Annotated in this window: 22 protein-coding genes; 9 read left to right on the forward strand and 13 right to left on the reverse strand. The window is 62.1% G+C overall.

The genetic code is table 11. The annotated features are described in order from the left end of the window. Positions 1 to 89: 89 nt before the first annotated feature. Together pdeM and RI103_RS23220 are read right to left on the reverse strand one after the other, a co-directional pair. Positions 90 to 749: a ligase-associated DNA damage response endonuclease PdeM gene (gene pdeM / locus RI103_RS23215; protein ID WP_310817880.1), complete on the reverse strand. Its 660-nt coding sequence runs from the start codon at positions 747 to 749 to the stop codon at positions 90 to 92. Then, positions 746 to 3388: a ligase-associated DNA damage response DEXH box helicase gene (locus RI103_RS23220; RefSeq protein WP_310817881.1), complete on the reverse strand. Its 2643-nt coding sequence runs from the start codon at positions 3386 to 3388 to the stop codon at positions 746 to 748. Before RI103_RS23220 ends, pdeM begins: the two co-directional genes overlap by 4 nt. Positions 3389 to 3714: 326 nt before the next feature. Here RI103_RS23220 and RI103_RS23225 point away from each other — a divergent pair, with 326 nt between their 5' ends. From RI103_RS23225 to RI103_RS23235, 3 genes are all read left to right on the forward strand, one after another. Continuing rightward, a complete protein-coding gene (locus RI103_RS23225) occupies positions 3715 to 3939 on the forward strand; it encodes a hypothetical protein (protein ID WP_310817883.1) in 225 nt (74 codons plus the stop codon). Continuing rightward, positions 3936 to 4337, forward strand: a complete 402-nt coding sequence (locus tag RI103_RS23230) for an FKBP-type peptidyl-prolyl cis-trans isomerase (RefSeq protein WP_409077021.1) — start codon at positions 3936 to 3938, stop codon at positions 4335 to 4337. Before RI103_RS23225 ends, RI103_RS23230 begins: the two co-directional genes overlap by 4 nt. Positions 4338 to 4439: 102 nt before the next feature. Continuing rightward, positions 4440 to 4901 carry a DUF488 domain-containing protein gene (locus RI103_RS23235; RefSeq protein WP_310818551.1) on the forward strand — a complete coding sequence of 154 codons (462 nt, stop codon included), beginning with the start codon at positions 4440 to 4442 and terminating at the stop codon, positions 4899 to 4901. Between the two features lie 47 nt (positions 4902 to 4948). Here RI103_RS23235 and RI103_RS23240 read toward each other — a convergent pair whose 3' ends face one another. After that, positions 4949 to 5179 (reverse strand): hypothetical protein, encoded by a 231-nt coding sequence (locus RI103_RS23240; RefSeq protein ID WP_310817885.1) that lies wholly within the window; start codon positions 5177 to 5179, stop codon positions 4949 to 4951. A gap of 352 nt (positions 5180 to 5531) precedes the next feature. On the opposite strand from RI103_RS23240, the gene RI103_RS23245 reads away from it, so the two are divergent. Continuing rightward, a complete protein-coding gene (locus tag RI103_RS23245) occupies positions 5532 to 6605 on the forward strand; it encodes a DUF6765 family protein (RefSeq protein WP_310817886.1) in 1074 nt (357 codons plus the stop codon). A gap of 27 nt (positions 6606 to 6632) precedes the next feature. On the opposite strand, the gene RI103_RS23250 is transcribed toward RI103_RS23245, so the two are convergent. Then, positions 6633 to 6869, reverse strand: coding sequence for a hypothetical protein (locus RI103_RS23250; RefSeq protein ID WP_310817888.1), 237 nt, complete (start codon positions 6867 to 6869; stop codon positions 6633 to 6635). Between the two features lie 54 nt (positions 6870 to 6923). Next, on the reverse strand, positions 6924 to 7217 hold the full coding sequence (locus RI103_RS23255) for a hypothetical protein (protein WP_310817890.1): 294 nt from the start codon (positions 7215 to 7217) through the stop codon (positions 6924 to 6926). Between the two features lie 584 nt (positions 7218 to 7801). Here RI103_RS23255 and RI103_RS23260 point away from each other — a divergent pair. The 3 genes from RI103_RS23260 (at position 7802) to cls (ending at position 10571) form a co-directional block, all read left to right on the forward strand. Beyond that, the gene (locus RI103_RS23260; protein ID WP_310817891.1) at positions 7802 to 8653 is read left to right on the forward strand and encodes an H-NS family nucleoid-associated regulatory protein; all 852 of its coding nucleotides are present in this window, start codon (positions 7802 to 7804) and stop codon (positions 8651 to 8653) included. Positions 8654 to 8675: 22 nt separating this feature from the next. After that, positions 8676 to 9161, forward strand: a complete 486-nt coding sequence (locus RI103_RS23265; protein ID WP_310817892.1) for a hypothetical protein — start codon at positions 8676 to 8678, stop codon at positions 9159 to 9161. A 147-nt stretch (positions 9162 to 9308) separates the two neighbouring features. Then, positions 9309 to 10571 carry a cardiolipin synthase gene (gene cls / locus RI103_RS23270; RefSeq protein WP_310817893.1) on the forward strand — a complete coding sequence of 421 codons (1263 nt, stop codon included), beginning with the start codon at positions 9309 to 9311 and terminating at the stop codon, positions 10569 to 10571. 12 nt (positions 10572 to 10583) lie between these two features. On the opposite strand, the gene RI103_RS23275 is transcribed toward cls, so the two are convergent. The 7 genes from RI103_RS23275 to RI103_RS23305 form a co-directional block, all read right to left on the reverse strand. Next, a complete protein-coding gene (locus tag RI103_RS23275) occupies positions 10584 to 11540 on the reverse strand; it encodes a hypothetical protein (RefSeq protein WP_310817894.1) in 957 nt (318 codons plus the stop codon). Then, on the reverse strand, positions 11534 to 12328 hold the full coding sequence (locus RI103_RS23280; protein WP_409077022.1) for a MetQ/NlpA family lipoprotein: 795 nt from the start codon (positions 12326 to 12328) through the stop codon (positions 11534 to 11536). Before RI103_RS23280 ends, RI103_RS23275 begins: the two co-directional genes overlap by 7 nt. Then, the gene (locus RI103_RS23285; RefSeq protein WP_310817895.1) at positions 12325 to 13407 is read right to left on the reverse strand and encodes a formylglycine-generating enzyme family protein; all 1083 of its coding nucleotides are present in this window, start codon (positions 13405 to 13407) and stop codon (positions 12325 to 12327) included. The genes RI103_RS23280 and RI103_RS23285 overlap by 4 nt, the downstream gene beginning before the upstream one ends. A 7-nt stretch (positions 13408 to 13414) precedes the next feature. After that, complete coding sequence (locus tag RI103_RS23290; RefSeq protein ID WP_310817897.1) at positions 13415 to 15361, reverse strand: arylsulfatase; 1947 nt, start codon at positions 15359 to 15361, stop codon at positions 13415 to 13417. Between the two features lie 160 nt (positions 15362 to 15521). Next, positions 15522 to 16064 carry a hypothetical protein gene (locus tag RI103_RS23295; RefSeq protein WP_310817898.1) on the reverse strand — a complete coding sequence of 181 codons (543 nt, stop codon included), beginning with the start codon at positions 16062 to 16064 and terminating at the stop codon, positions 15522 to 15524. Positions 16065 to 16177: 113 nt separating this feature from the next. Then, positions 16178 to 16825 carry a response regulator transcription factor gene (locus RI103_RS23300; RefSeq protein ID WP_310817899.1) on the reverse strand — a complete coding sequence of 216 codons (648 nt, stop codon included), beginning with the start codon at positions 16823 to 16825 and terminating at the stop codon, positions 16178 to 16180. Between the two features lie 2 nt (positions 16826 to 16827). Then, on the reverse strand, positions 16828 to 18237 hold the full coding sequence (locus RI103_RS23305; RefSeq protein WP_310817901.1) for a cache domain-containing protein: 1410 nt from the start codon (positions 18235 to 18237) through the stop codon (positions 16828 to 16830). Positions 18238 to 18475: 238 nt separating this feature from the next. Between RI103_RS23305 and RI103_RS23310 the strand changes: the two genes are divergently transcribed. Together RI103_RS23310 and mctP are read left to right on the forward strand one after the other, a co-directional pair. After that, on the forward strand, positions 18476 to 18673 hold the full coding sequence (locus RI103_RS23310) for a DUF3311 domain-containing protein (RefSeq protein ID WP_310817902.1): 198 nt from the start codon (positions 18476 to 18478) through the stop codon (positions 18671 to 18673). Beyond that, a complete protein-coding gene (gene mctP / locus RI103_RS23315; RefSeq protein WP_310817904.1) occupies positions 18670 to 20151 on the forward strand; it encodes a monocarboxylate uptake permease MctP in 1482 nt (493 codons plus the stop codon). Before RI103_RS23310 ends, mctP begins: the two co-directional genes overlap by 4 nt. An 85-nt stretch (positions 20152 to 20236) precedes the next feature. Here mctP and RI103_RS23320 read toward each other — a convergent pair whose 3' ends face one another. Further along, on the reverse strand, positions 20237 to 21469 hold the full coding sequence (locus RI103_RS23320) for an FAD-binding oxidoreductase (protein WP_310817905.1): 1233 nt from the start codon (positions 21467 to 21469) through the stop codon (positions 20237 to 20239). Between the last annotated feature and the right edge of the window lie 312 nt (positions 21470 to 21781).

Here is a 21781-nt window from a genome sequence, read left to right on the forward strand (position 1 = left end):
AAACGGAGCGAGCGAACGACCACCGTCCGCTCGCTCCCACCATCGACCTCCACGAGCTGCCCGCTCAAAAAACCAGAACGGGTCCCTTATCACACCACCTCGATCACCCTCTCCTGCACCACCAGAAAAACCTTCTCCCCAGCCACGCGACCATCCTCGCGCGCGCCTCCAGTAAAACTCCCAAACGCAGGCAACACGCCGCACGCCATCCCAAACCGGAAACACGGAGCCCGTACCGAATCGTTGCGCGTCGCAATCCGATATACCGGATGCACATGCCCCGCGAGCGCATACGCCCCCTCGACCTTTTGCGGGTGATGACACAATGCCCACGGGCCGAGACGCCAAGGCTCCTGCACATACTCGATGTCGAGCGTCGCCGGCAGCGCGCCCGCATGCCGGTCGTGATTGCCTTCGACCAGCACCACCCGCAGCCCCGCATGCCGCGCGCGCCAGACATGCAGTGCGTCGAGTATCTCCCTGGCATGCGCCTCGCGCGCATGCAGCAGATCGCCGAGAAACACCAGCATGGCCGGTTCAAACTCGGCGATCAGAATATCCAGGCGCATCAGGTTATCGGTGGTCGAACCGATCGGCACCGGAACGCCGCGTGCGCGAAACACCGCGTCCTTGCCGAAATGCGCATCGGCGACGAACAGACAACGCAGCGCCGGATCGAACATCGCACGCAAGCTCGACAGCACGAGAGGCTGCCCGGCGATCTCCACCGGCAACGAAGCCGGCTTCATGTGCGGGCCGCCTTCTCGAGTTCGGCGAGCATCCTTTCGACGCGGTCCGCGAGCTTCTCAGTACTGACCTTTTCCCGCAGGCGTCCGACGATCAACGGAAACGCAAATGGCGTCGGCTTCTTCGGTCGCGTGACGACCAGGCGGCTCGCGTTCATGCGTTCGAGCGCAATGCGAATGCGCCGGGCGTCGAGTTCCTGCAGCAGTACTTCGTCGTCGGCCTGGTTGAGCAGCAGATTGCCGCGGTCGTGATTGCGAAAGATTTCGTAGAAGAGGCCGCTCGACGCCTGCAATTGCCGCGCGCTTTTCTGCTGCCCGGGGTGCCCCTGGAATACCAGTCCCGATACGCGCGCAATCTCGCGAAAGCGCCGCATCGAGAGTTCCGAAGAATTGAGACTGGCGAGAATGTCGTGATCCAGTTCTTCGGACGAGAACAACCCACTTTCGAGTTGCGCAGCCCAGTCGAATGGCTGCGCGGACAACAACTCGAAGCCGTAGTCGTTCATGGAAATGGAAAAAGTGCCGGGCTTTTCGCGTGCGACGCGCCATGCGAGTAACGCACCCAAACCAATATGCGCCGTACGCCCCGCAAACGGATAGCAAAAGAAATGGTGTCCTTCGCGCGATTTCACCAACTCCACCACCAGCACGCCCGGCTCAGGCAAGGCCGACCATTTCTGCTGCAATTCCAGCAGCGGCCGCACGGCCCGCATTTCGGGTTCGTCGTAGATGCCGCCGGCGGCGCGCGCGAGCATCGTCAGCGTGGCGTCGGCGAGTTCGGAGGAAAGCGGCATGCGGCTGCCCGCCCATTGCGGCATGGCTCCACGCGATGACGTCGCGCGCCGTACCCACGCGGTCATATCCTGCACGCGGATCAATTCGAGCGCACGTCCGCCGAAAGTAAAAATATCGCCGGGTTTCAGCCGCGAAATAAACGATTCCTCGATCGCGCCGATCCGTCCTCCCGACAGATAAGCGACATTCAACGTACCGTTCGCGACGATCGTGCCGATGTTGTTGCGATGCCTTCGCACCAGATCCTCGCGCGGCACGCGGTACAGCCCGTCGCTTTCGCGCACCACGCGATGGTAGTCAGGATAGGCGCGCAACGCCGTGCCGCCTCCTTCGACGAAGCCGAGCGCCCAGTCGAACTCCGCCTGCGTCAGTCGCCGGTAGGCATAGGTGCTGCGAATTTCGCCGTACAGTTCACGCGCGTCGAAACCGCCGCCGATCGCCACCGTGACGAGATGCTGCACCAGCACGTCGAACGGTTTCTCAGGCGTTTCGCGGCCTTCTATCTGACGCTTCTCGACGGCCTCGCGCGCGGCGGCGGCTTCGACCAGTTCGAGCGCGTGCGTCGGCACGATCGTGACGCGCGACGGCCGCCCCGGCGCGTGACCCGAACGGCCCGCGCGCTGCATCAATCGCGCGACGCCCTTGGGCGAGCCGATCTGAAACACGCGCTCCACCGGCAGGAAATCGACGCCCAGATCGAGGCTCGATGTACACACAACCACTTTCAGCAAGCCGCTCTTGAGGCCACGCTCGACCCATTCGCGCACTTCCTGATCGAGCGAGCCGTGATGCAGCGCGATCAGCCCTGCCCATTCGGGCCGCGCTTCGAGCAGCGCCTGATACCAGACCTCGCATTGCGAGCGTGTGTTGGTAAACACGAGCGAAGTCTGGGCTTCGCCGATCGCTTCGGCCACGGCGCCGACCTGGCGCATGCCCACATGGCCGCCCCACGGAAACCGCTCGATGGTCTCGGGAATCACCGTATCCACGATCAGTGCTTTAGGCAGCGCGCCATGCACGCTCACGCGTGGTGTCTTCACGGGCGCGAGCAGAACATCGGCGGCGAAGGGCAGATTGCCGAGCGTCGCCGACAATCCCCACACCTGCAATTCAGGCCGCCAATGTGCGAGACGCGCGAGCGCGAGTTGCGTCTGCGTGCCGCGCTTGTTGCCGAGCAACTCATGCCATTCGTCGACGATCGCCAGCCGCACGTGCGCCAGCACGTCGCGAGCATCAGGGCGGGTCAGGATAAGCGATAGGCTTTCGGGCGTCGTGATCAGCGCCGACGGCATGCGCCGGTTCTGCCGCGCGCGTTCCGCGGACGACGTATCGCCGGTGCGCAACCCGACGCTCCACGGCGCGGCGAGTTCCGTCGCCGAACTTTGCAAGGCGCGCGCGGTGTCCGCGGCGAGCGCGCGCATCGGCGTGATCCATAGCACGGTGAGCGGCTCGGGCTGCGTGCGGGGCGCGCGGCCGCGGGTAGTTGGCGTAGCGGCGAAGGCGGCCAGCGCGCCGAACCAGACGGCCCAGGTTTTCCCCGCGCCGGTCGTGGCGTGCAGCAAACCGCTCGCGCCGCGGCCGATTTCCTGCCAGACCTCGCGTTGAAATTCGAATGGCTGCCAACGGCGCGCGTCGAACCACTCGGCGAGTTTCATGGCAAAGGGACGCCGTGCCGCGGTTTCGTCGATGGAAAAAGGCTGCGGCTCGAACGCCGGCTCGCGCGCGTCGAGCCGCGCCTGCTGCTCGCGGCTGCGTGGAATGCGCCGCGGCCGGGGCGCGCGACGCGGCGCCGGCTGAGCAGAAGACGCCGGGGTCGTGGTCTCGTCGGAATCAGCCGGCTCGGTCATCGAAGGCGCTCTTTAGCATCGGATTCGCGTGACGGCGAAAAACTCGAAGGAGGGGATCTTCTATGTGGACCGCTAAACCGTACAGGTGGTTCACCACGCATCTTCGCACTTACACACGGCGTGCCGCTCGTGTTTAAATGCCGAGGCTTCGGCCGCCTATATTCGGGGTTAAACGTAGGCGGGCGCATCGCAATGGTTCATTCATCACGGAGCGCGCGTTGAATCACACACAAGCATTGCTGCCGCAAACCTCATTGCGAATCGCGGCTGCGCAAGCTCAACCGGTGTCCGGTGATGTCACGGCCAACATCGCCTGAACGGTCGAATTGACCGCTCTCACCGCCGACCTCGGCGCAAAACTGGTGGTTTTTCCCGAGAAATTCCTGAGCGGCTACGAACCCGACCTGATCGCCGGCAACACCGCGAAATACGCGTTCGATGCAAACGACGCGCGCCTCGAGCCGATTCGGGACATCTGCCGGCAACGCGCCGGTGCGCCACATGCGATCCGTTACAATGAGGCGCACTACCCACCTGGAGACTCGCTTTGAAATCTATCGTTGCATTGGTCGCAGCAGCTCTTCTGTCATCGACGGCAATGGCCGCCGCGCCCACTACCGAAAAACTGCCTTCCGGCGTAGTGGTTGAACACCTCACGCAGGGCAATGGCGCCCAACCTGCCGCCGACGACGTCGTGAAGGTCAATTACCGTGGCACGCTGGCCAACGGTACCGAGTTCGATAGCTCGGCGAAACACGGCGGCCCGGCCACGTTCCCGCTGAACCGCGTGATTCCCTGCTGGACGCAAGGTGTGCAGAAGATGAAAGTGGGCGGCAAGGCCAAACTGACCTGCCCGGCAGCGACCGCTTACGGCGACCGCGGCGTCGGCGTGATTCCGCCGAACAGCGACCTGACGTTCGAGGTCGAACTGGTGGCTATCGTCAAGTAAGCCAGCGCGACGTGAACCGAGACTAAACCACGCCCCGGATATCGCAGCGGGGCTTTTTCTTTTTTCGGGCACTGCGTCCGCCCACTGTCAGATACTCCCGTGATGAAACGCGAAAACAATGCCGTGCAGGTGGCCACCATCGGATTTACCGGCAAGACGGCTCAGGAATTTTTCGATTTGCTGAAAAACGCGGAGGTGCGCACGGTGCTCGACATCCGCCTGAGCAACACGTCGCAACTTGCGGGCTTTGCGAAGAAACAGGATCTGCCCTTCTTTCTCGACAAGTTGTGCGGCGCCGCTTACGAGGAAATGCCCGACCTGGCGCCGGAGCCCGACTTGTTCAAGCGCTTCAAGGCCAAAGAACTGACGTGGGATGATTTCTCGGCGGCTTACGTCGAGCTGATCGCAAAGCGCCGGGTGGAAAGCAACCTGGACGTCGACCAGTTCCGCTCGGCTTGCCTGCTTTGCAGTGAACATTTACCACACCACTGCCATCGGGCGCTGGCGCTCGAGTACCTGAACTCGCGTTGGAATAGCCGCCTGAAAATCACCCATCTGTCGTAAGCGCCGACTCACCGGGGCGCCTCTGGACAACAGAAGAAGGCCGGATTTCAGTCGGACGGCGCGAAAAGCATCGAGATATAAACGATGGTGGAGACGACGGTAATGCCGACTCCGATGAAAACTTTGGTGCGATTGAATTCCAGCCCGCCGTTAATGGCCACGCAGATCCCGACGACGGACGCCAGGGTGCCGATCGTGGCCAGCAATACATGAAGCTTGCTGCGAATCAGCTTGCGCCGTTCCGGACTTGCGCCTTCTTTCCAGTTGCCAAGTTTCATAGGAAATATCCTTTGAGTTAGCGTGTCCTGCCCGAAGATTTGCACGGGAGAGTCGTGCGGCCCGGTTATGCCCTTTCGCATTACGAATGGTTTCCAATGGCACACAGCATAGCTGAGCCGCCGGACAGTGCAAATAATAAAAACGGGAAAATACGGCGCTTCGTTGTCACAAGTCTATTTAGTGAGCGGCAGGCACGCACTGGACTCGCCGTGAAACAGGGCGGCGAGCGGTTTTTTAAAGTCCTGGCGCGTTCGGTCGTCTACTATCTACTCACGCGCCGACGCGGCATCCGCCTCGCCGCGCAGTCCAGAATTCCCCGTCGTCATTCGTCGCGCGTCAGGAGCGCCTGCCATGAATATCGACTTTCATTATGGTGTCGTCTATATTGCCGCTCGCGTGGCCGGCATGCCGCCCGCCGACGCGATCACCGTGGCACATGCCTGCCAGTATGTCGACGATGCGACGACCGCGGGCATATTGCGCTTCAAGGGCGGCGAGACGTTCGAACGCTTCGCCACCGCGCACAAGTTATTCGACTACGCCACCACGGAGGACGACAAGAACCGGCTGGTGTGGACGCCCTTTCATTTCCTGCCGGCCGCCGAGGGCTCGACATTGCACGAAAAGGCCGTGTGCCGGCCGGACAGCGCCGTGGCGCGCGAAGTGGTGCGGCGCGCGATCCTGCGCCGGGACACCGAGACAGGACTGCACCGGCTGGGGGTGACGCTTCACACGTACGTCGATACATGGGCGCATCAGGGGTTCGCCGGTATCGAAAGTCCGTGGAATCGGGTTCATCTGCTGGAGGCTCAGGACTGTACGCGCAAAGGCTGGTTCGCCAAACTCAGACTCGCCAGCGAGCACCTGATCGAACACATCGAGGAGGATGTGCTGACCGTTGCGCTGCCCGTCGGTCATGGCGCCGCCTTGCATTATCCCGACCAGCCGTGGGCAAAATGGCATTACATCGATGGTAGAAACGAGTTCGTCCAACGCCACAATCTGCCGGAATTCGTGCAGGCGGCTGAGATGGCATGCCGCGCCGTGCGCGCCTATCTGGCGGGGCGGCAAGATTTCGAGAACGTGCCCGGCATGCCGGACGACGTGAGAGACGTGCTCACGAACCTGCTCAATACGAACCGGCTCGAGGACGACAACGAACGCCTGCGGCACATTTGCCGCGTCGTGAAGGCCGGCGGCATTCCGGGTTTGAAGGAGTCGATTCCGGACTATGTGCCTAAAGGTCCCGGTTCCTGGAAGTACCTGGCCACCGGTTTGAAATTCGACGACGACACCGGAGACAAGCCCGAGTGGACGGACGCTTTCGAGAAAAGCGATTACCGGTTATTTCACGACGCGGTCAAGCAGCACCGCTTCGTGACCACGCAGGAGATTCTGCCGACGCACGGATTGCGAATCGCCTGAACGGGGCGCAAGCACCCCGAACCCGGCTTATTCCGCTTTGGCTTGCTGACGTTGCGCGGCCTGTTCTTCCGCATGTTTTTTGGCCATGTGCCGCCCCACCAGGCAGCCGCCGACCGCGCCGACCACCGCGTGGTGTCCGGCATAGTGCCCCGCCACTCCGCCTACGACCGCTCCCTTCATGCAGCCTGCCGCGTTCGCCGTGCCGACCGCTGCTGAAGTGAGCGCCACCGCCGCGAGGGCGGTTCTGATGTAACCAGCTTTCATCTGAAAAGTACCGTTCAATTAGGGTGTTCTAAAGTGGCGCTATTCTGCTTCATTTCAATAGCCGCCCCAGTGCCGTTCCGGCCATTCGTGTTCGCGCCAATGCTCGCGGCGCCATTCGCGTTCCCGCCATTCACGGCGCTCGCGCCACTCGCGTGCGCGCCAGTCGCCATAACCGCCGTAGACAACCGGGACCGCAGCCGGACCACGCGCGACATAAACGGGCGGCGGCGGTGCAGCCACGCCGACTGGAATGCCCACTCCGACGGCCACATCCACGTGTGCCGAGGCAGCCGACGATGCCGCCAACACTGCCAGACCCAATACCGCGCCCATGATCTTCTTGTTCATTTGCCTTCTCCTTGCATATCGAAGTGCGATGCTTCCGATTGCCTCAGGTACGCCCTTGCGGGTTTACAGAGCTTTGCTGCTGAGTACGGTTCGGAGTGTAGAAGGGCGGTCCGGACACAGGTGAAACAGCGCTGCGAGATTGGTAACGCGGGGTTACGGAGGTTCCGGCGCGCGCATTGCATCTCGGGAAATCCGGATCTCGTGGGCGGGCGAATGTATTTTCATAAAAACGGGCGGCACGCAAACGTACTCAAACAGTAAAAAATGTACTGCCGTCCTTTGAATCTTCAAATGCTTGCCTATAGTAGAAGCGACTAATGCCGCGATGCACAGCGGCCGCCTTTCAGGCCGTCGTGTTTACACCGATGTGATCGGCGACCCAACAATTGGAAAGACAATAGAAGAGAAGGGGGATGGCAAAGGAAAAGACGGAAAAAGTGTGGCAACGGAGTAAAGAACCCGAAAAGTTCGTACTCCACCGGATGCATGATCGACTCAAACTCGTGTTTTTATAGTCACGCGATCTGCCTTTCTCGCGTCATTCGTGGCATAGTTCGATCGATTACCACATAAGGAGCAATCAAATGCCCACGTTAGAGCAAATCCAAGCAAAGCTTAAAAAGCTTCAGGCGCAAGCTGACGTCCTTATTGCCAGGAAAGCACAAGTCGCGGTCGACCAGATTCGTGACCTGATGCTCAAGCATGGCCTGACCACCGCGGATATCGAAGCCCAGGCAAAAGCCCGGCGCGCCGCGAGAGGCCTGAATGGCAACGGCAAGGCGAAAGCCGCGAGCTCCGGTAAGGCAATAGCAAAGTACCGCGACCATAAAACCGGCGCGACCTGGACGGGTCATGGCCGCGCGCCGGGCTGGATTGCCGGCGTGAAAGACCGCACGCAGTTCCTGGTTGAAGGCGCGAGCGAATTGAAGTCGGCGGCCAAGGCTATTGTCACCCATGCGAAAGCCAGCAAAGGTCAGCCGAAAGGCGCGCAGCCGCCCAAGTACATCAATCCGAAAACGGGCGCGACCTGGAGCGGCCGCGGCCCGGCGCCGGCATGGCTCGCGTCGGCTAAAGACCGCACCAGATTCCTGATCGATAGCGCTTCGGCAACGGCGGCGGATGCCGGTCACCAGGCCGCAAAGAAAGCCAGCAACGTGAAGTCGGCGGCAACTAGCGGCGTTGTGAGCAAGAAAGCCGCGGCCCGAAAAGTCGTGGCAAAGAAGGCAGGGGCAGCCAAAAAGACGGTTGCAAAGAAAGCCACCGCGGCAACCAGGAAAGTAGCGGCAAAGAAAGGCGCCGCGAAGCCGGCGGCGAAGAAGAGCGTCGCGACCAGGGCGGCCAGGAAAGCGCCGGTCCGCAAGACCGCAGCCAAAAAAGCGATCGCGACGAGTGCCGCGGCAGCACCGCAAGCCGCGCCGGCGCCAGCCAGCGCATGAGCGCAACGGAGTCGTGAAGTAGATGACCAGTTCGCTTGAATCACCCCAGCAGGAAGACCAGGTCGTCCTGCTGGACTCCGTTCCTCATCCGGCGGAAGACGCCGCCGAACCTTTCATCGTTGCGAGTGACCGCCGGGTCATTCTCTCTTATCCGGTTGCGGAATCCGACTTTGAACGGTTCGGACCATTCGATCCCGACGACGACCCATTCTGCGCGGTGCTGTTTCCGGACACGGTATTTCATCGGCTGGGGCCGCCCGGGGATAGCGATCTGGAGATTCATCCACTCGCCTCGCAAGGTCTCACTGCTTACTCGGTTCATGAAGTCATGAATTCGTCGCTTGCCGCCGAGCTTGCGGCGGTTGCATCGACGGGAGCCGCGCAGCGCCATTTCGTCATCACGTTTCAGGCGTCCACGTTCGAATGCGTGGCGTCGGACTATACGGTGGTCGGCGTGTATGGCGCGGGTGAAATAGCCAGCCGCGAAGCATTTTCGCTGGTCAGATAATCAGCTCGAGTAGCAAAGTGCGGGCCTGTCACGGGCACGCGCAATGCGTCCTGCGTTAATCGTAAAAGCCGGGCCGAGGTCCGGCGTGTTCGTCAAACCGCAGGACGCGCAAGCAAAGCGTCCCGCCGACTGGCATTGAGGCCACGCATGCTGACGATTCCGATTACCGCCTTTGTCACGCTCATTATCATATTGGTGATTGCCAATTTATCGAGCGGCGAGAAGAAGATCGAACATAAGATCGAACGTCTCTATGCGAGCGACGATCCGCAATTCGTTCGTTCAATGGGTCTGTTGCTCGGGCCGCCCGTCATCTCCGGCAACCGCTTCGAGATGCTGCTCAACGGCGACGGAATATTTCCTTCCATGCTGGAAGGCATCCGTTGCGCACGTCAAACCATCACGTTTGAAACCTTTATCTATTGGTCCGGCGAAATAGGCGAGCAGATTGCGCAGGCACTCGCGGATAAAGCGCGCGATGGCATCGCGGTACATGTGCTGCTCGATTGGGTCGGCTCGTCGAAAATGGACAAACGCTATCTGGATTTGCTTCGCGATGCCGGCGCGGAAGTGATTCAGTATCACAAGCCCCATTGGACCGGCCTTGGCCGCATGAACGATCGCACACACCGCAAACTGCTGGTGATCGACGGGCATATCGGCTTTACGGGTGGAGTGGGTATTGCGTCGGAGTGGACCGGCCACGCGCAAGATGAAAAGCATTGGCGCGACACGCACTTCCGCGTAGCGGGTCCGGTGGTCGGTCACATGCAGGCCGTCTTCATGGACAACTGGGTCAAGGCAACGGGCAATGTGCTGCACGGTCCCGGCTATTTTCCCCACGTGGAACCCATGGGCGATGGCCTCGCGCATATGTTCAGCAGCTCGCCCTCGGGCGGCAGCGACGACATGCAGTTGATGTATCTGATGGCGATCACGGCGGCCACGCACTCCATTCATCTGGCGAGTGCCTACTTCGTTCCCGACAAGCTGACTATCAACGCGATCGTCGAGGCGGCGAAACGCGGCGTGAAAGTGCAGATCATCATGCCCGGAAAAAAGATCGACACGCATACCGTGCGGGAAGCATCGCGCGCGTGCTGGGGCGATCTGCTCAGAGCAGGCGTGGAAATGTACGAGTATCAGCCGACCATGTTTCACTGCAAATTGCTGATAGTGGACGAATATCTGGTTTCGGTCGGCTCGACCAATTTCGATAACCGTTCGTTCAAGCTCAACGACGAAGCGAATCTGAACATCTACGACCGCGACTTCGCGAAGCAGCAAACCGCCGTTTTCGCCGACGATATAAAAAAGTCGCAACAGATCACGCTCGAAGCATGGATGCATCGGCCGTTCACTGAGAAGCTGATCGAGAAGTTCGTGCCGCTGCTAGACACGCAACTCTGACGAATCTTTTGATCAATGATCCGCGCCAGAGAGATAGGCTTCGGTAGTTGGCAAAGAAGAGGGCGCGCTGCTCTCCGATCCCATAGCCGGCAGCGGTGTGGCGAGAAGCGCTCTTGCGCGTTGATACGCATGAGCGAATCCGCGCAATTCCTGTGTCACCGGACGATCATCCAGCCGGCGTCGCAAAAGCGCTTGCTCGATACTGCGGTCGATCAGCGCGAGTTGACTGTCGATATAGTCGAGGCATAACTGTCGGCAACGCGCGGAAGTACTCGCCACGACCAATAGCGCCGGCACGATCGAAATCGTCAGAAAGCCGCCTTGGGGAATGCGCGCCAAAGCGGCGGGCGAGTCAAACAGGTCTTTGCGCAGCGATTCGAATACGGCGCGGCCCCACACTTCACGTTCTCTTTCGAGCGAGCGGCGGCGGCGCGCCAAAGCGTCCCTCGCGTTCGCGTCTTTTATCTCGCCTGCCGCGATAATTAGCGTGGCGTCCGGAGGTTGACCTTCCTGAATGCAATCGGCGCCAAGGTATGCAGCGCTCTGATTGCGCCCGGCCAGCACCAGATGTTGCAGCTTATCCGGCACGAGCGGATCGAGCGGCACCACTTCGCACGTGACCGGCTTGCCGCTCAGATGGATCGCACAGCGTCCATCATCAGCGAGCGCGGGACAGCGTGCCAGAGAAGGGTAATCGTAGCCCTGCGTCATGATGCTGAAAGTGTCGCCGGCACGATAGAGCAGTGTGTCCGCGATCGAATCGAAAGCAGCGATATCGGTCTCGTCGAGCACGGTTTCGTGCCGGCCGACGCGCACCCGCTCACCCAGGCGCCTGCGCGGCACACGGCCGATCGCAAGGCAGCCGATGAACCGGTCGCGATGCCCGAACAACTCGGGTAAGGACATGGCCGGCGGACTATTGCAGCACTTGCCGCACGCCGTGCACGCGAACGAGAAAGCGTTCACCACGGCCGGCGCACCGAGTCCTGATAGCGCGTCAGAATGAAATGCGCGACGTCGTTCGAATGGTAAGCCGCCACCAGTTGCGCGACCCAAGGCTGAGTGCGGTCGGCGTCGCGCACCGTCAGCACGTTGGCATAGGGCGAGCGAGCATCTTCGAGACCGAGGCTGTCGCGCGCCGGGTAAAGGCCCGCGCGCGCCGCGGCGTCGCTGTCGATCACGGCGAAGGCCACGCTGTTCAGCGTGTCGAACAGACTTGCGTGCTGCACCTGACGGATCTGCAGATTCAACCGGTTGCTCGTGATGTCGGCGAGCGTCGCGTGCAGGCCCGCCGTGTCCTTGAACGTCAGCAGCGTGAAGTTCTGCAGCAGGATCAAGGCGCGCGCCGTGCCTTCAGGGTCGGCGGGGATGGCGATCGTTGCGCCGCGCTGCAACTGGCCGAGGTTCTTCAGTTTGCGCGAGTACAAGGCGATGGGAAACGTCACGGTGGTCGCAACGCTCGACAGCGCGTAGCCATGCTGTTTGCGCTGCGCATCGAAGCGCGGTTCGTCTTCGAAACTCGCCGCATCGATCTGCTTCGCGGCGAGCGCGACATCGATGCGCTCGGGCCGGTCGAATACGACCACATCGAGCGTGAGTCCGCGACTGGTCGCGACGCGGCGCACTTCGTCCATGATCTCGGCGTGCGTGCCCGGACTCACCCCCACCTTGATGACTTGCGAGGCGGCGGCCTGCACGTGCTGAACCATCGAAGCGGCAACCAGCAACACGGCCGCCGCGAATAGCCGTGACTTCATGACGCGTCCCTCCACACCGTGCGAAAACCGATATGCGACGCCGGCAAGTCCGCTTCCTGCTGTTCGCGCGACGCCGCCCGGTAGCGCACGCAATAGTCGCGCGAGCACAGGAACGAGCCGCCTTTGATGACCATCGGCGTGTCATGTTTGCGGCCGAGCGGCGCGACCGCCGCGGTGTCGCCATTGGTGTGGGACTGGTGCGGACCGGTGTAGACATCCTTGGTCCATTCCCATGCATTGCCGATCATGTCGTAGAGCTTGAAATCGTTGGCGGCATAGCAGCCGACGGGCGCGAGACCGACGTGGCCGTCCTCATTCGTATTGAGCACGGGAAACACGCCTTGCCAGTAATTCGCGCTCGGCTTGCCGTGTTCGTCGCGTGGCGCCGTGTCGAGATCCGCGCCTTCGCGGCCCGCTTTGCCCGCGTATTCCCACTCGGCTTCGGTGGGCAGATCGCGGCCTAGCCAGCGCGCGTAGGCCAGCGCGTCGGCTTGCGTGACCATCGTCACGGGCTGATTCATACGGCCTTCGAGCGTGCTGCCGGGTCCGGCCGGATGATTCCACGCGGCGCCTTTGACCCACGTCCACCATGCGAGATCGCGCGCGTTCATCTCGTCGCGGGTCGCCGTGTGAAACACCACGGCGCCGCCTTGACGTTCCGAGTCGCTGACATAGCCGGTCGCCCTGACGAATGCGGTGAATTGGGCATTCGTCACATCGGTCTGATCGATCCAGAAACCGGCGACGCGCGTCTTGCCGTCGCCCGCGGGACGCTCGTCTTCGTAACCGAGCTTGCTGCCGAATACGAAGTCGCCGCCGTGCAGATGCACCATGCCGGCTTTCGGATCGTCGCGCCAGCGCGACGGCAGGCCGGCGTAGCGCTCGCATTGCTGCTCCGAGCCGAGCGCGGCCAGCGGGCGCGACTTGTTGAGGTCGTCGAACGCGCCTTGACTGCCGCCGCTAAAGACCGCCGAGGCGGCCGTCGCGGCGGTGAAAGCGGCGGCGAACGCGGCCGTGGCGATCGCCGCGTAGACGCCGTACAGCGCGGCGTTGCTTTTCAGCTTGAATCTGACGGTCATTGCGTGCTCAGTAGTAACCGCGCGGACGCAACGGCTCGACACCGCCGACGCTGCTCATATAAGTGTTCCACTGCTGCACGAGACCGTCGATCACCGAGGGATTCTGCGTCGCCACGTCCTGCGTTTCGCCACGGTCCGCGCTCATGTCGAACAGTTGCCAGTGACCGTCGACAGGGCCGAGCGGCGGTTCGGTCCACAACGCTTTCCAGCGGCCGTCGGCGCTGCGCAGATAGCCACGGCCGTAGGCTTCGTCGCCGAACGATGCGGTGTGCACCGCACTCGTGGCCTGATCGTTCAGGAGCGGCAGCAGGGACTGTCCGGTGACCGGATACACATAGCGATTGTTGTAAACCACCTTGCCCTTGTTCTGATCGACACCGGTCAGCGTATTGATGAGCGGCGGCGCGGCCTGCGTGGGCGGCGAAATCTGCGCGACGGCGAGGAACGTCGCGGTGTTGTCGGTCACGTGCGTGAAGTCGCGCAGTGTCGGCTTCTGCGCAGTCTGACCCGGCAGATGGACGATCAACGGCGTGGAGACGCCGCCTTCGCCTGAATAGCCCTTGGTCAGACGGAACGGCGTCGCGCTCACTTCGGCCCAACGCAAGCCATATTGCAGACGTTGCGCGTTCTGCTTGCCGTTATCGGTGCCGAGTGCCGAATAGACCGGGTCGGCGGCGTTGGCGGTGTCGGTTGCGGTCGGGTCGGCGCCGGAATCGATCGGCCAGCCTTCCGCGCCGTTATCCGACTGGAACATGATGAAGGTGTTGTCGTACTCGCCGATATCCTTCAGATGCTGGATCAGCAGGCCGATGTTGTGGTCGAGGTTTTCGACCATGCCCGCGTAGATTTCCATATAACGCGCCTGGGCTTTCTTCTCGGCGGGCGAGAGGCTCGCCCACGTTTTGTTCACCGTGCCCGGGCCATAGTCGGTATAGCCTTGCGCCGCACTATGCACGGCGCTCACGTACTTCGCGTTCGCCGTGCCGTTGTTCGCGCTGGCCGCGGTCGCGACGAGTGTTTCCGACGCGCCGCCGTACGGCACGAAGTCGTTCGGGATGATGCCGAGCGCTTTTTGCCGTGCAATGCGCGCGTTGCGGATCGCGTCGTAACCGGCGTCGTATTTGCCGGCGTAGTTGTGCAGATAAGGCTCGGGTACCTGCAGCGGCCAGTGCGGCGACGTGTAGGCCGCGTAGGCGAAGAACGGTTTGCCGTCACCCTTGTTCGAATCGATGTACGAGATCAGGCGCTGCGTGTAGAAGTCGGTCGAATAGAACACGGCGGGGCTGCCGCCCGCGCCGCCAGGTTGTCCTGGTTGACCGGGCTGCACGTATTTGCCGTCTTCGGTGTAGTTCTGCGAGTTCGCCGGTTCGTGGGCGAAATGATTGGTCGCTGCGCCGCCGAGCAGCGCGTAGCTGTGTTCGAAGCCCCATTGGTCAGGCGTTTGTCCGCCACCCGTCGTGCTGCCGACAATGCCCGAGCCTATATGCCATTTGCCCGCCATGTACGTGTGATAACCGCCGTCCTTCAGCAGTTGCGCAACGGAGAGCGCGCGGTCGTTCAGATAGCCCTCGTAACCCGGCAACCCTTTGCGCTCATCGGTCGGCACACCCATGGTGCCTTCGCCGACCAGATGGTGGTCGGTGCCGGAAATCAGCATGGAACGTGTGATCGCGCAGACGGTGCCGGTATGGTGATTCGTCAGGATGCGGCCCGATTGCACCAGCGCGTCGAGGTTGGGTGTGTTGATTTCGCCGCCGAACGCGTGGATGTCGGAATAGCCGAGGTCGTCGGCCATGATGTACAGAATGTTCGGGCGCTTCTGGGCGACGACGGGTGCGGGCGCCGGGCCAGGCAGATTGTCTTCGCCGCAGGATGCGAGCGCGACGACGCTGGCGATGGCGACTCCGATCATGCCAAGGCGAAGAGAAGGGCGGTGCGATCGTTGTGTTGTCATTGTTGTGTTGACCGGATTATGTCGGGCCGCCGATGGTAACAATGACGCCAAAACGCACAAAGATCGATTTCTGCGTTGCTATGTTCGATTGCCGATATAGGCGTTCAACCGTGATGCCGGATATCACGCGCGCGTTGCTTTCGCTCGTCGGCTGATGTGGCTAGTTGCCTGGATCGCGTACCGGCTTGTCCGGATTCGCAAGCGTTTTGTAGGGCAGTTGTGCGGCATGCGGGTTGGCGGTCGTGTCGTCGATTACGCGCTCGACGTCCGCGGTTTTCGCGAGTTCGGCGAGGAAGGTCTGCTTGTCGAAACCGGGCGCGACGCAGCCTTGCACATAGATGAAGCGGCGTTGCAGCGTCAGCCAGAGCGTCGACTGTTCGCGCCAGTGCGTGGCGAAATTGATGTTGGTGAGGCGCCGCTGCACGGCGTCGGCGATTTCCACGTCGTACAGATAGGCGTTCGATAAACGGCAGCGGCCTTCTACCCAGCAACTATTGCCGCGTTCGATCCGGTAATGACTGTCGTCGAGCCATTCCTGCGCGGTTTCGAGCGGTCCCAAAGGCATGGGACAGTCGCCGATCGCTTTGGAAATCTGAAAGAACGGATCGTGGCCGCGATTGACGCGCGCCGGTTCGGCGTGCGCGTGAGCGGCGGCGAAACAGATCAGCAGACTCGCTAGCCGCAATGGAATCGAACGTTTCATCCTCATCAGCTCCAGGTAGCGGGCGTTGAGTAGATTAGACGGAACGACGGCAGTGGTTAGAGTGGATGCAGTGCTGATTATGCGGCGATCGCCGACTGGCGTCAGTCAGGTCTTCAACGGTTCGTGCGCCGGTTCTCGACCGCGAACTTGATCAATTCGGCCTGACCTTCAATATCGAGCTTGCGCTTCAGATTCTGCCGATGGGTTTCCACCGTACGCACGGAGAGATCGTTGCGCTGCGCGATCTGCTTGCTCGACAGGCCTTCCGCGAGCGCGTCGAGAATGTCGCGCTCGCGCGGCGTGAGCCGTTCGACGGGCGACTGCGTCGCCGAGGCCTGAATCAGACGCGCGCCCAGTCCCGCACTGAAAAACTGCTTGCCTTCGAGCACCGCGCCGATCGCCTGGATGATTTCGGTGGCGGGCGAGTCCTTGAGCACGTAGCCGTGTGCGCCAGCGCGCACGGCCTGGGTCACGTACTCGAGATTGTCGTGCATCGACAGCATGAGCACGCGAATCGCCGGGAAGCGCTCGTGAAACATGCCGGCCAGCGCAATGCCGTTCATCCCGTTCATGCCGACATCCATCAGCACCAGATGAGGCTCCGCGCTCGCGGCGAGAGCGAGCGCTTCCTGCGCATTGCCCGCTTCGCCGACCACTTCGAGGTTGCGCACCGCTTCGAGCCGCGCACGCAGACCGTCGCGCACGAGCGGGTGATCGTCGACGAGAATCAGACGGGCAATGTCGGGCGAGGCGTCGTTCATGGTCAGGTTTCCTGCAAGGCCGGCAATGTCGGCTCGGTCGATCCCAGCGGCACGCGTGCGGTGACGAGCGTGTGGCCGGCCTGTGAACTGAGCGACAGCGTGCCGCCCAGCGCTTCGAGCCGTTCGCGCATATTGCGAAGACCCACGCCCGAGCGCCGGCCGACGAACGCATGCGCCACGTCGAAGCCGCGTCCGTTGTCCGCGATGTTCAGCGTGACGGCGTCGTTCGATATTTCCAGCGCGAGCGCCGCGCTCGTCGCCTGCGCATGGCGCACGATATTCGTCAGCGCTTCCTGGGCGATCCGGAACAGCACGGTGTTGACCGCGTCCGGCAAAGCCGCGGCATGGGTGTGGGCGATCTGCGTGAAGCCGATCTCGATGCCCGACTGCTCGCTCAGTTCGCGCGAGAGTTGTTCCAGCGCGGCCGCCACGCCGAGATCGTCCAGCATCGACGGACGCAGCGCGTGAGAAATACGCCGCACTTCGCGCAAGGTATCGCCAAGCCGCGTAAGGCTCGTGGTCAGCGCGGCCTCTGCCGCGGGCACGCGCACTTCGCTGCGCTCGAAGCGCGCCAGCGCGGATTCGAGCAGCAGCTTCACGGAGACCATCATCTGGCTGATCCCGTCGTGCAGTTCGCGCGACAGTCGCGCCCGTTCGTTTTCCTGCGACTCCACCACCTGCTGCGCAAGCCGCTTCAGCTTGGCGTCCGCACTGCGATATTCGGTGACGTTGAGCACGAGCGCGCACAGCGCGATCACGGCGAGTCCCGCCACGGCGATCGCGTCGATCCATTTCATCGTACGATCGATGTTGGCGGCCGCGCCTTCGTCGATATGCGCGAGGGTGCTGTCCACGTCGTCGAGATAGATGCCGGTGCCGATCATCCAGCCCCAGCGCTCCAGCGGCACCACGTAGCCGAGTTTCGACGCCACCTTGCCCGTCGACGGGCGATGCCACAGGTAGCGCACGTAGCCGCCGCCGCGCGAGGCCGCGGCGAGCAGTTGCTGGATCGTCAGCGTGCCGTGTGAGTCGCGCAGTTCGGAGAGATCGCGTCCGACGAGGTCGGGTTCGCGCGGATGCATCAACGAACGGCCGTGCATGTCGTACACGAAGAAGTAGCCGTCCTTGCCGAAGTCCATTTTTTCCAGCACGTCGAGCGCGCGCGTGCGCAGCATGGCGTCGTCGCGCGCATTGTCCTGACCGGCGTTGTAGAGCGGCGCAATCGCGGTGGTGGCGAGCTCGACGTAATGCTTGAGTTCGATTTCCTTGCTGGCCATGTACGCGGCCTGGGTGGTCGCGTGCTGCGTCTCGGCGAGCGCCGTGGCTTCCTGGCGCACTCCGATTTCGATGCTCGCGATGGCGGCAAGAAAGGGCACGATCGCCAGCAGGACAATCTTGGCTTTGAGTTTCATCGTTGAAAAGACGGGCGACTGGCTACGTAGTATTACGTAGCCGGCTTACGTAGTTGCGCGCTTGTGAGGACGCTCACGAAGGCGAATACTACATCCCCGCGGCGTAGTGCGCCTTGAGGGCGTTTGCTCGGCGCGAAACGCACATTCCGGTTCTGCTGACCAATATCAGGTAACCGGTTTCCGCGCGCTGGCCACAAGTCGTGGCGCGCGGTGTCGATAATAGACTTAGGAGAAGATTGTGGAGACCTCCCAACCTGCCGGCCGTTCATGGCTATGGCTAATCCTGCTGATCCCGTACATCGCATTGCTGTGGCTGCCGTTCTATAACGACACCCGTCCGTCGTTCGCCGGCTTTCCGTTCTTCTACTGGTATCAGTTCTTGTGGGTGCCGTTGACCTCGCTACTGATTTACGCCGTGTACCGAGGTGTCAAATGAGCGATACGAATCCTGTCAATCCGGTTGCGATGACCGTCTTTATCGCGTTCTTCGTTCTCGTCACCGTGATCGGTTTCTTTGCCGCGCGCTGGAAACGGGGTGACCTGACGCAATTGCACGAGTGGGGCCTCGGCGGCCGCCAGTTCGGCACGATCATTTCGTGGTTCCTCGTGGGCGGTGACTTCTATACCGCCTATACGGTGATCGCGGTGCCCGCGCTGGTTTATTCGGTGGGCGCGTACGGCTTCTTTGCGTTGCCGTATACGATCATCGTCTATCCGTTCGTGTTCGCGGTGATGCCGAAACTGTGGAAGGTCGCGCACGCGAAAAACCACATCACGGCAGCAGATTACGTGCAAGGCGAGTACGGCGGCAAGTGGTTCCCGGCGGCGGTCGCGATCACCGGCATTGTCGCGACCATGCCGTATATCGCGCTGCAACTGGTGGGCATGCAGGTCGTGATCAAGGGGCTCGGCGTGACCGGCGAAATGCCGCTGATCGTCGCCTTCGTGATTCTCGCGCTGTACACGTATGCGAGCGGCCTGCGCGCGCCGGCGATGATCGCGTTCGTGAAGGACATCATGATCTACATCGTCGTGATCGCGGCGGTGTGGCTGATTCCGGCCAAGCTCGGCGGCTACGCGCATGTGTTCGACGCGGCCGATACGTACTTCAAGGCCAAGGGCGGCGCGACCGGCATCATTCTGAAGCCGACGCAATTCACCGCGTATGCGTCGCTGGCTTTGGGCTCGGCGCTGGCGGCGTTCATGTATCCGCATACGATGACGGCGGTGCTGTCGTCCTCGTCGGCGAATACGGTGCGCAAGAACGCGATTTTCCTGCCGGCGTACACGCTGCTGCTGGGTCTGATCGCGTTGCTCGGCTACATGGCGATTGCGGCCGGCGTGCACGTGAAGTCGGCTTCGGACATGGTGCCGGCGCTGTTCAACACGCTGTTCCCGTCGTGGTTCGTCGGGTTCGCGGCGGCGGCGATTGCGATCAGCGCGCTGGTGCCCGCGGCGATCATGTCGATCGGCGCGGCCAATCTGTTCACGCGCAATTTGTGGCGTCCGCTCGTTTCGCCGAATATCTCGCCTGAAGGCGAGGCTTCCACGGCGAAGATCGTCTCGCTCGTCGTGAAGTTCGGTGCGCTGCTGTTCATCGTGTTCCTGCCGACGCAATACGCGATCGACCTGCAACTGCTGGGCGGCGTGTGGATTCTGCAGATCTTCCCGGCGATCGTGTTCTCGTTGTACACGCGTCGTTTGAATACGCCGGGCCTGTTCATGGGCTGGCTGGCCGGGATCGTGCTCGGAACCGGACTGGCGATTTCGCAAGGCCTCAAGCCGGTGTTCGCCCTGCATTTCGGCGATGCGGTCTATCCGGTGTATATCGGTCTGATCGCGCTGGTGGTCAATATCGCCGTGAGTTTCGCGGTGTCGGTTCTGTCGCCGCGCAGGGTGGTGGCTGCGGCCTGAGCGAACGATGTTGACGTAAAAGAAACGCCGCGGCGCTTGTTTGTCCGCGGCGTTTCTTATTTGGCCCGAGGCGCGGCGCGCGCCGTCAGAACCGCTCCACGTTGAACGGCCGCGGGTCCACTATCGTTGCTTCGCCCGTCATCATCTCGGCGATCAGACGTCCGGTTATCGGACCCAGTGTGAGCCCATGATGCGCATGGCCGAACGCGAACCACAAGCCCGCGTGTTTTGTCGCGGGGCCGATGATCGGCATCATGTCCGGTGTACAAGGACGCCGGCCCATCCAGGGTTCGTCATCCAGACGCTTGCCCAAGGGAAACAGCGTGCGGGCAACCGGCTCGACGGCGGCGAGTTGCGTCGGTGTCTTGGGTGCGTCGAGGTCCGCGATTTCCGCGCCCGTCGTCAAGCGGATGCCGCGCGCCATCGGCGCCAGCAGGTAGCCGCCCTCCGCGTCGAGCACGGGATGATTCAGACGCGCCGTTCCTTGTGGCTCGTAGTGCATGTGGTATCCGCGTTTGACGGCAAGAGGCAAGCGGTAACCCAATCGCGTACTCGCGCGATCCGACCACGGCCCCAATGCGACCACCGCGGATGAAGCCGCAATCGTTCCCGCTTCCGTATCGACCTGCCAGCCATCGCGAAGCGTGTCCGCGTCGCCGATAAAAAACCGTCCGCCCAGTGCTTCGAAATGTCTGGCATATGCGGTGACGAGCGCGTTCGGGTCGCTCACGGAATCGGATGCCGGATAGCGCAGACCGCCCAGCAGAGTTCTGTCGAGATCGGGTTCCATCTGTTGCAGGCGGGCGGCGTCGAGCGCTTCGAACTCGACCTCGTATTCCCGATGCCACTGTTCGGCGAGCCGGGTTTCTGCGTCGCGAGCCGCTTTGGTGCGAAACACCTTCATCCAGCCGATCGGGCGCAAAAGCGCGCTTGCGCCGGCATCGGCGGCGAGCGCGCGGTGCTCGCTCACGCAATGCTCGATCAGCGTCGCGTACGACTTCGCAATGGCGGCGTGTCGCGCCGGATGAGAGTTGCGCCAGTATTGCCACAGAAACGGCGCTGTCTTGAGGATCGCATCGGCATGGTAGCGAACGTCCGGCGACTGATTGAGCCCGTAGCGCAGCAACGTGCCGAGCCCACGAGGAAACGCGTAGGGATAAACGCCTTCGCGCTGGATCAGCCCGGCATTGCCGAACGAGGTCTCGTTACCCGGCAGCTTGCGATCGACCAGCGCCACCTGGCGGCCGCGTTTCTGCAGATGCACGGCGACGCACACGCCGACAATGCCTGCCCCGAGCACAACGGTATCGAATTTCATTCTGCTTATAGGCCTCCGTTTCATTCACTGCGAAGCGGCCGGACATGGTCATCTTGAGGTCTTCGCCCTGCCCGTGGAAGCGCCAGTCGAGCGGCCGGCCGGTCGCGTTCGAAATGTAGTTCATTGCACGCTGATCGTCGAGCGCGCTGACGCTTTCGGGTTCGCCATATTCTTTCAAATATCGCGGCGATGCGCACCCGATCCAGCTGAGTTCCCCGAGCCGCCGCGCGATCAAACTCGAACGCGGAGCAATGGATGCGCGAGAACCTTCTGGCGCGCGAGAGCGCGTCGCTTCAATAAGCGCATACGGGC

Source organism: Paraburkholderia sp. FT54, from assembly GCF_031585635.1.
GTDB lineage: Bacteria > Pseudomonadota > Gammaproteobacteria > Burkholderiales > Burkholderiaceae > Paraburkholderia.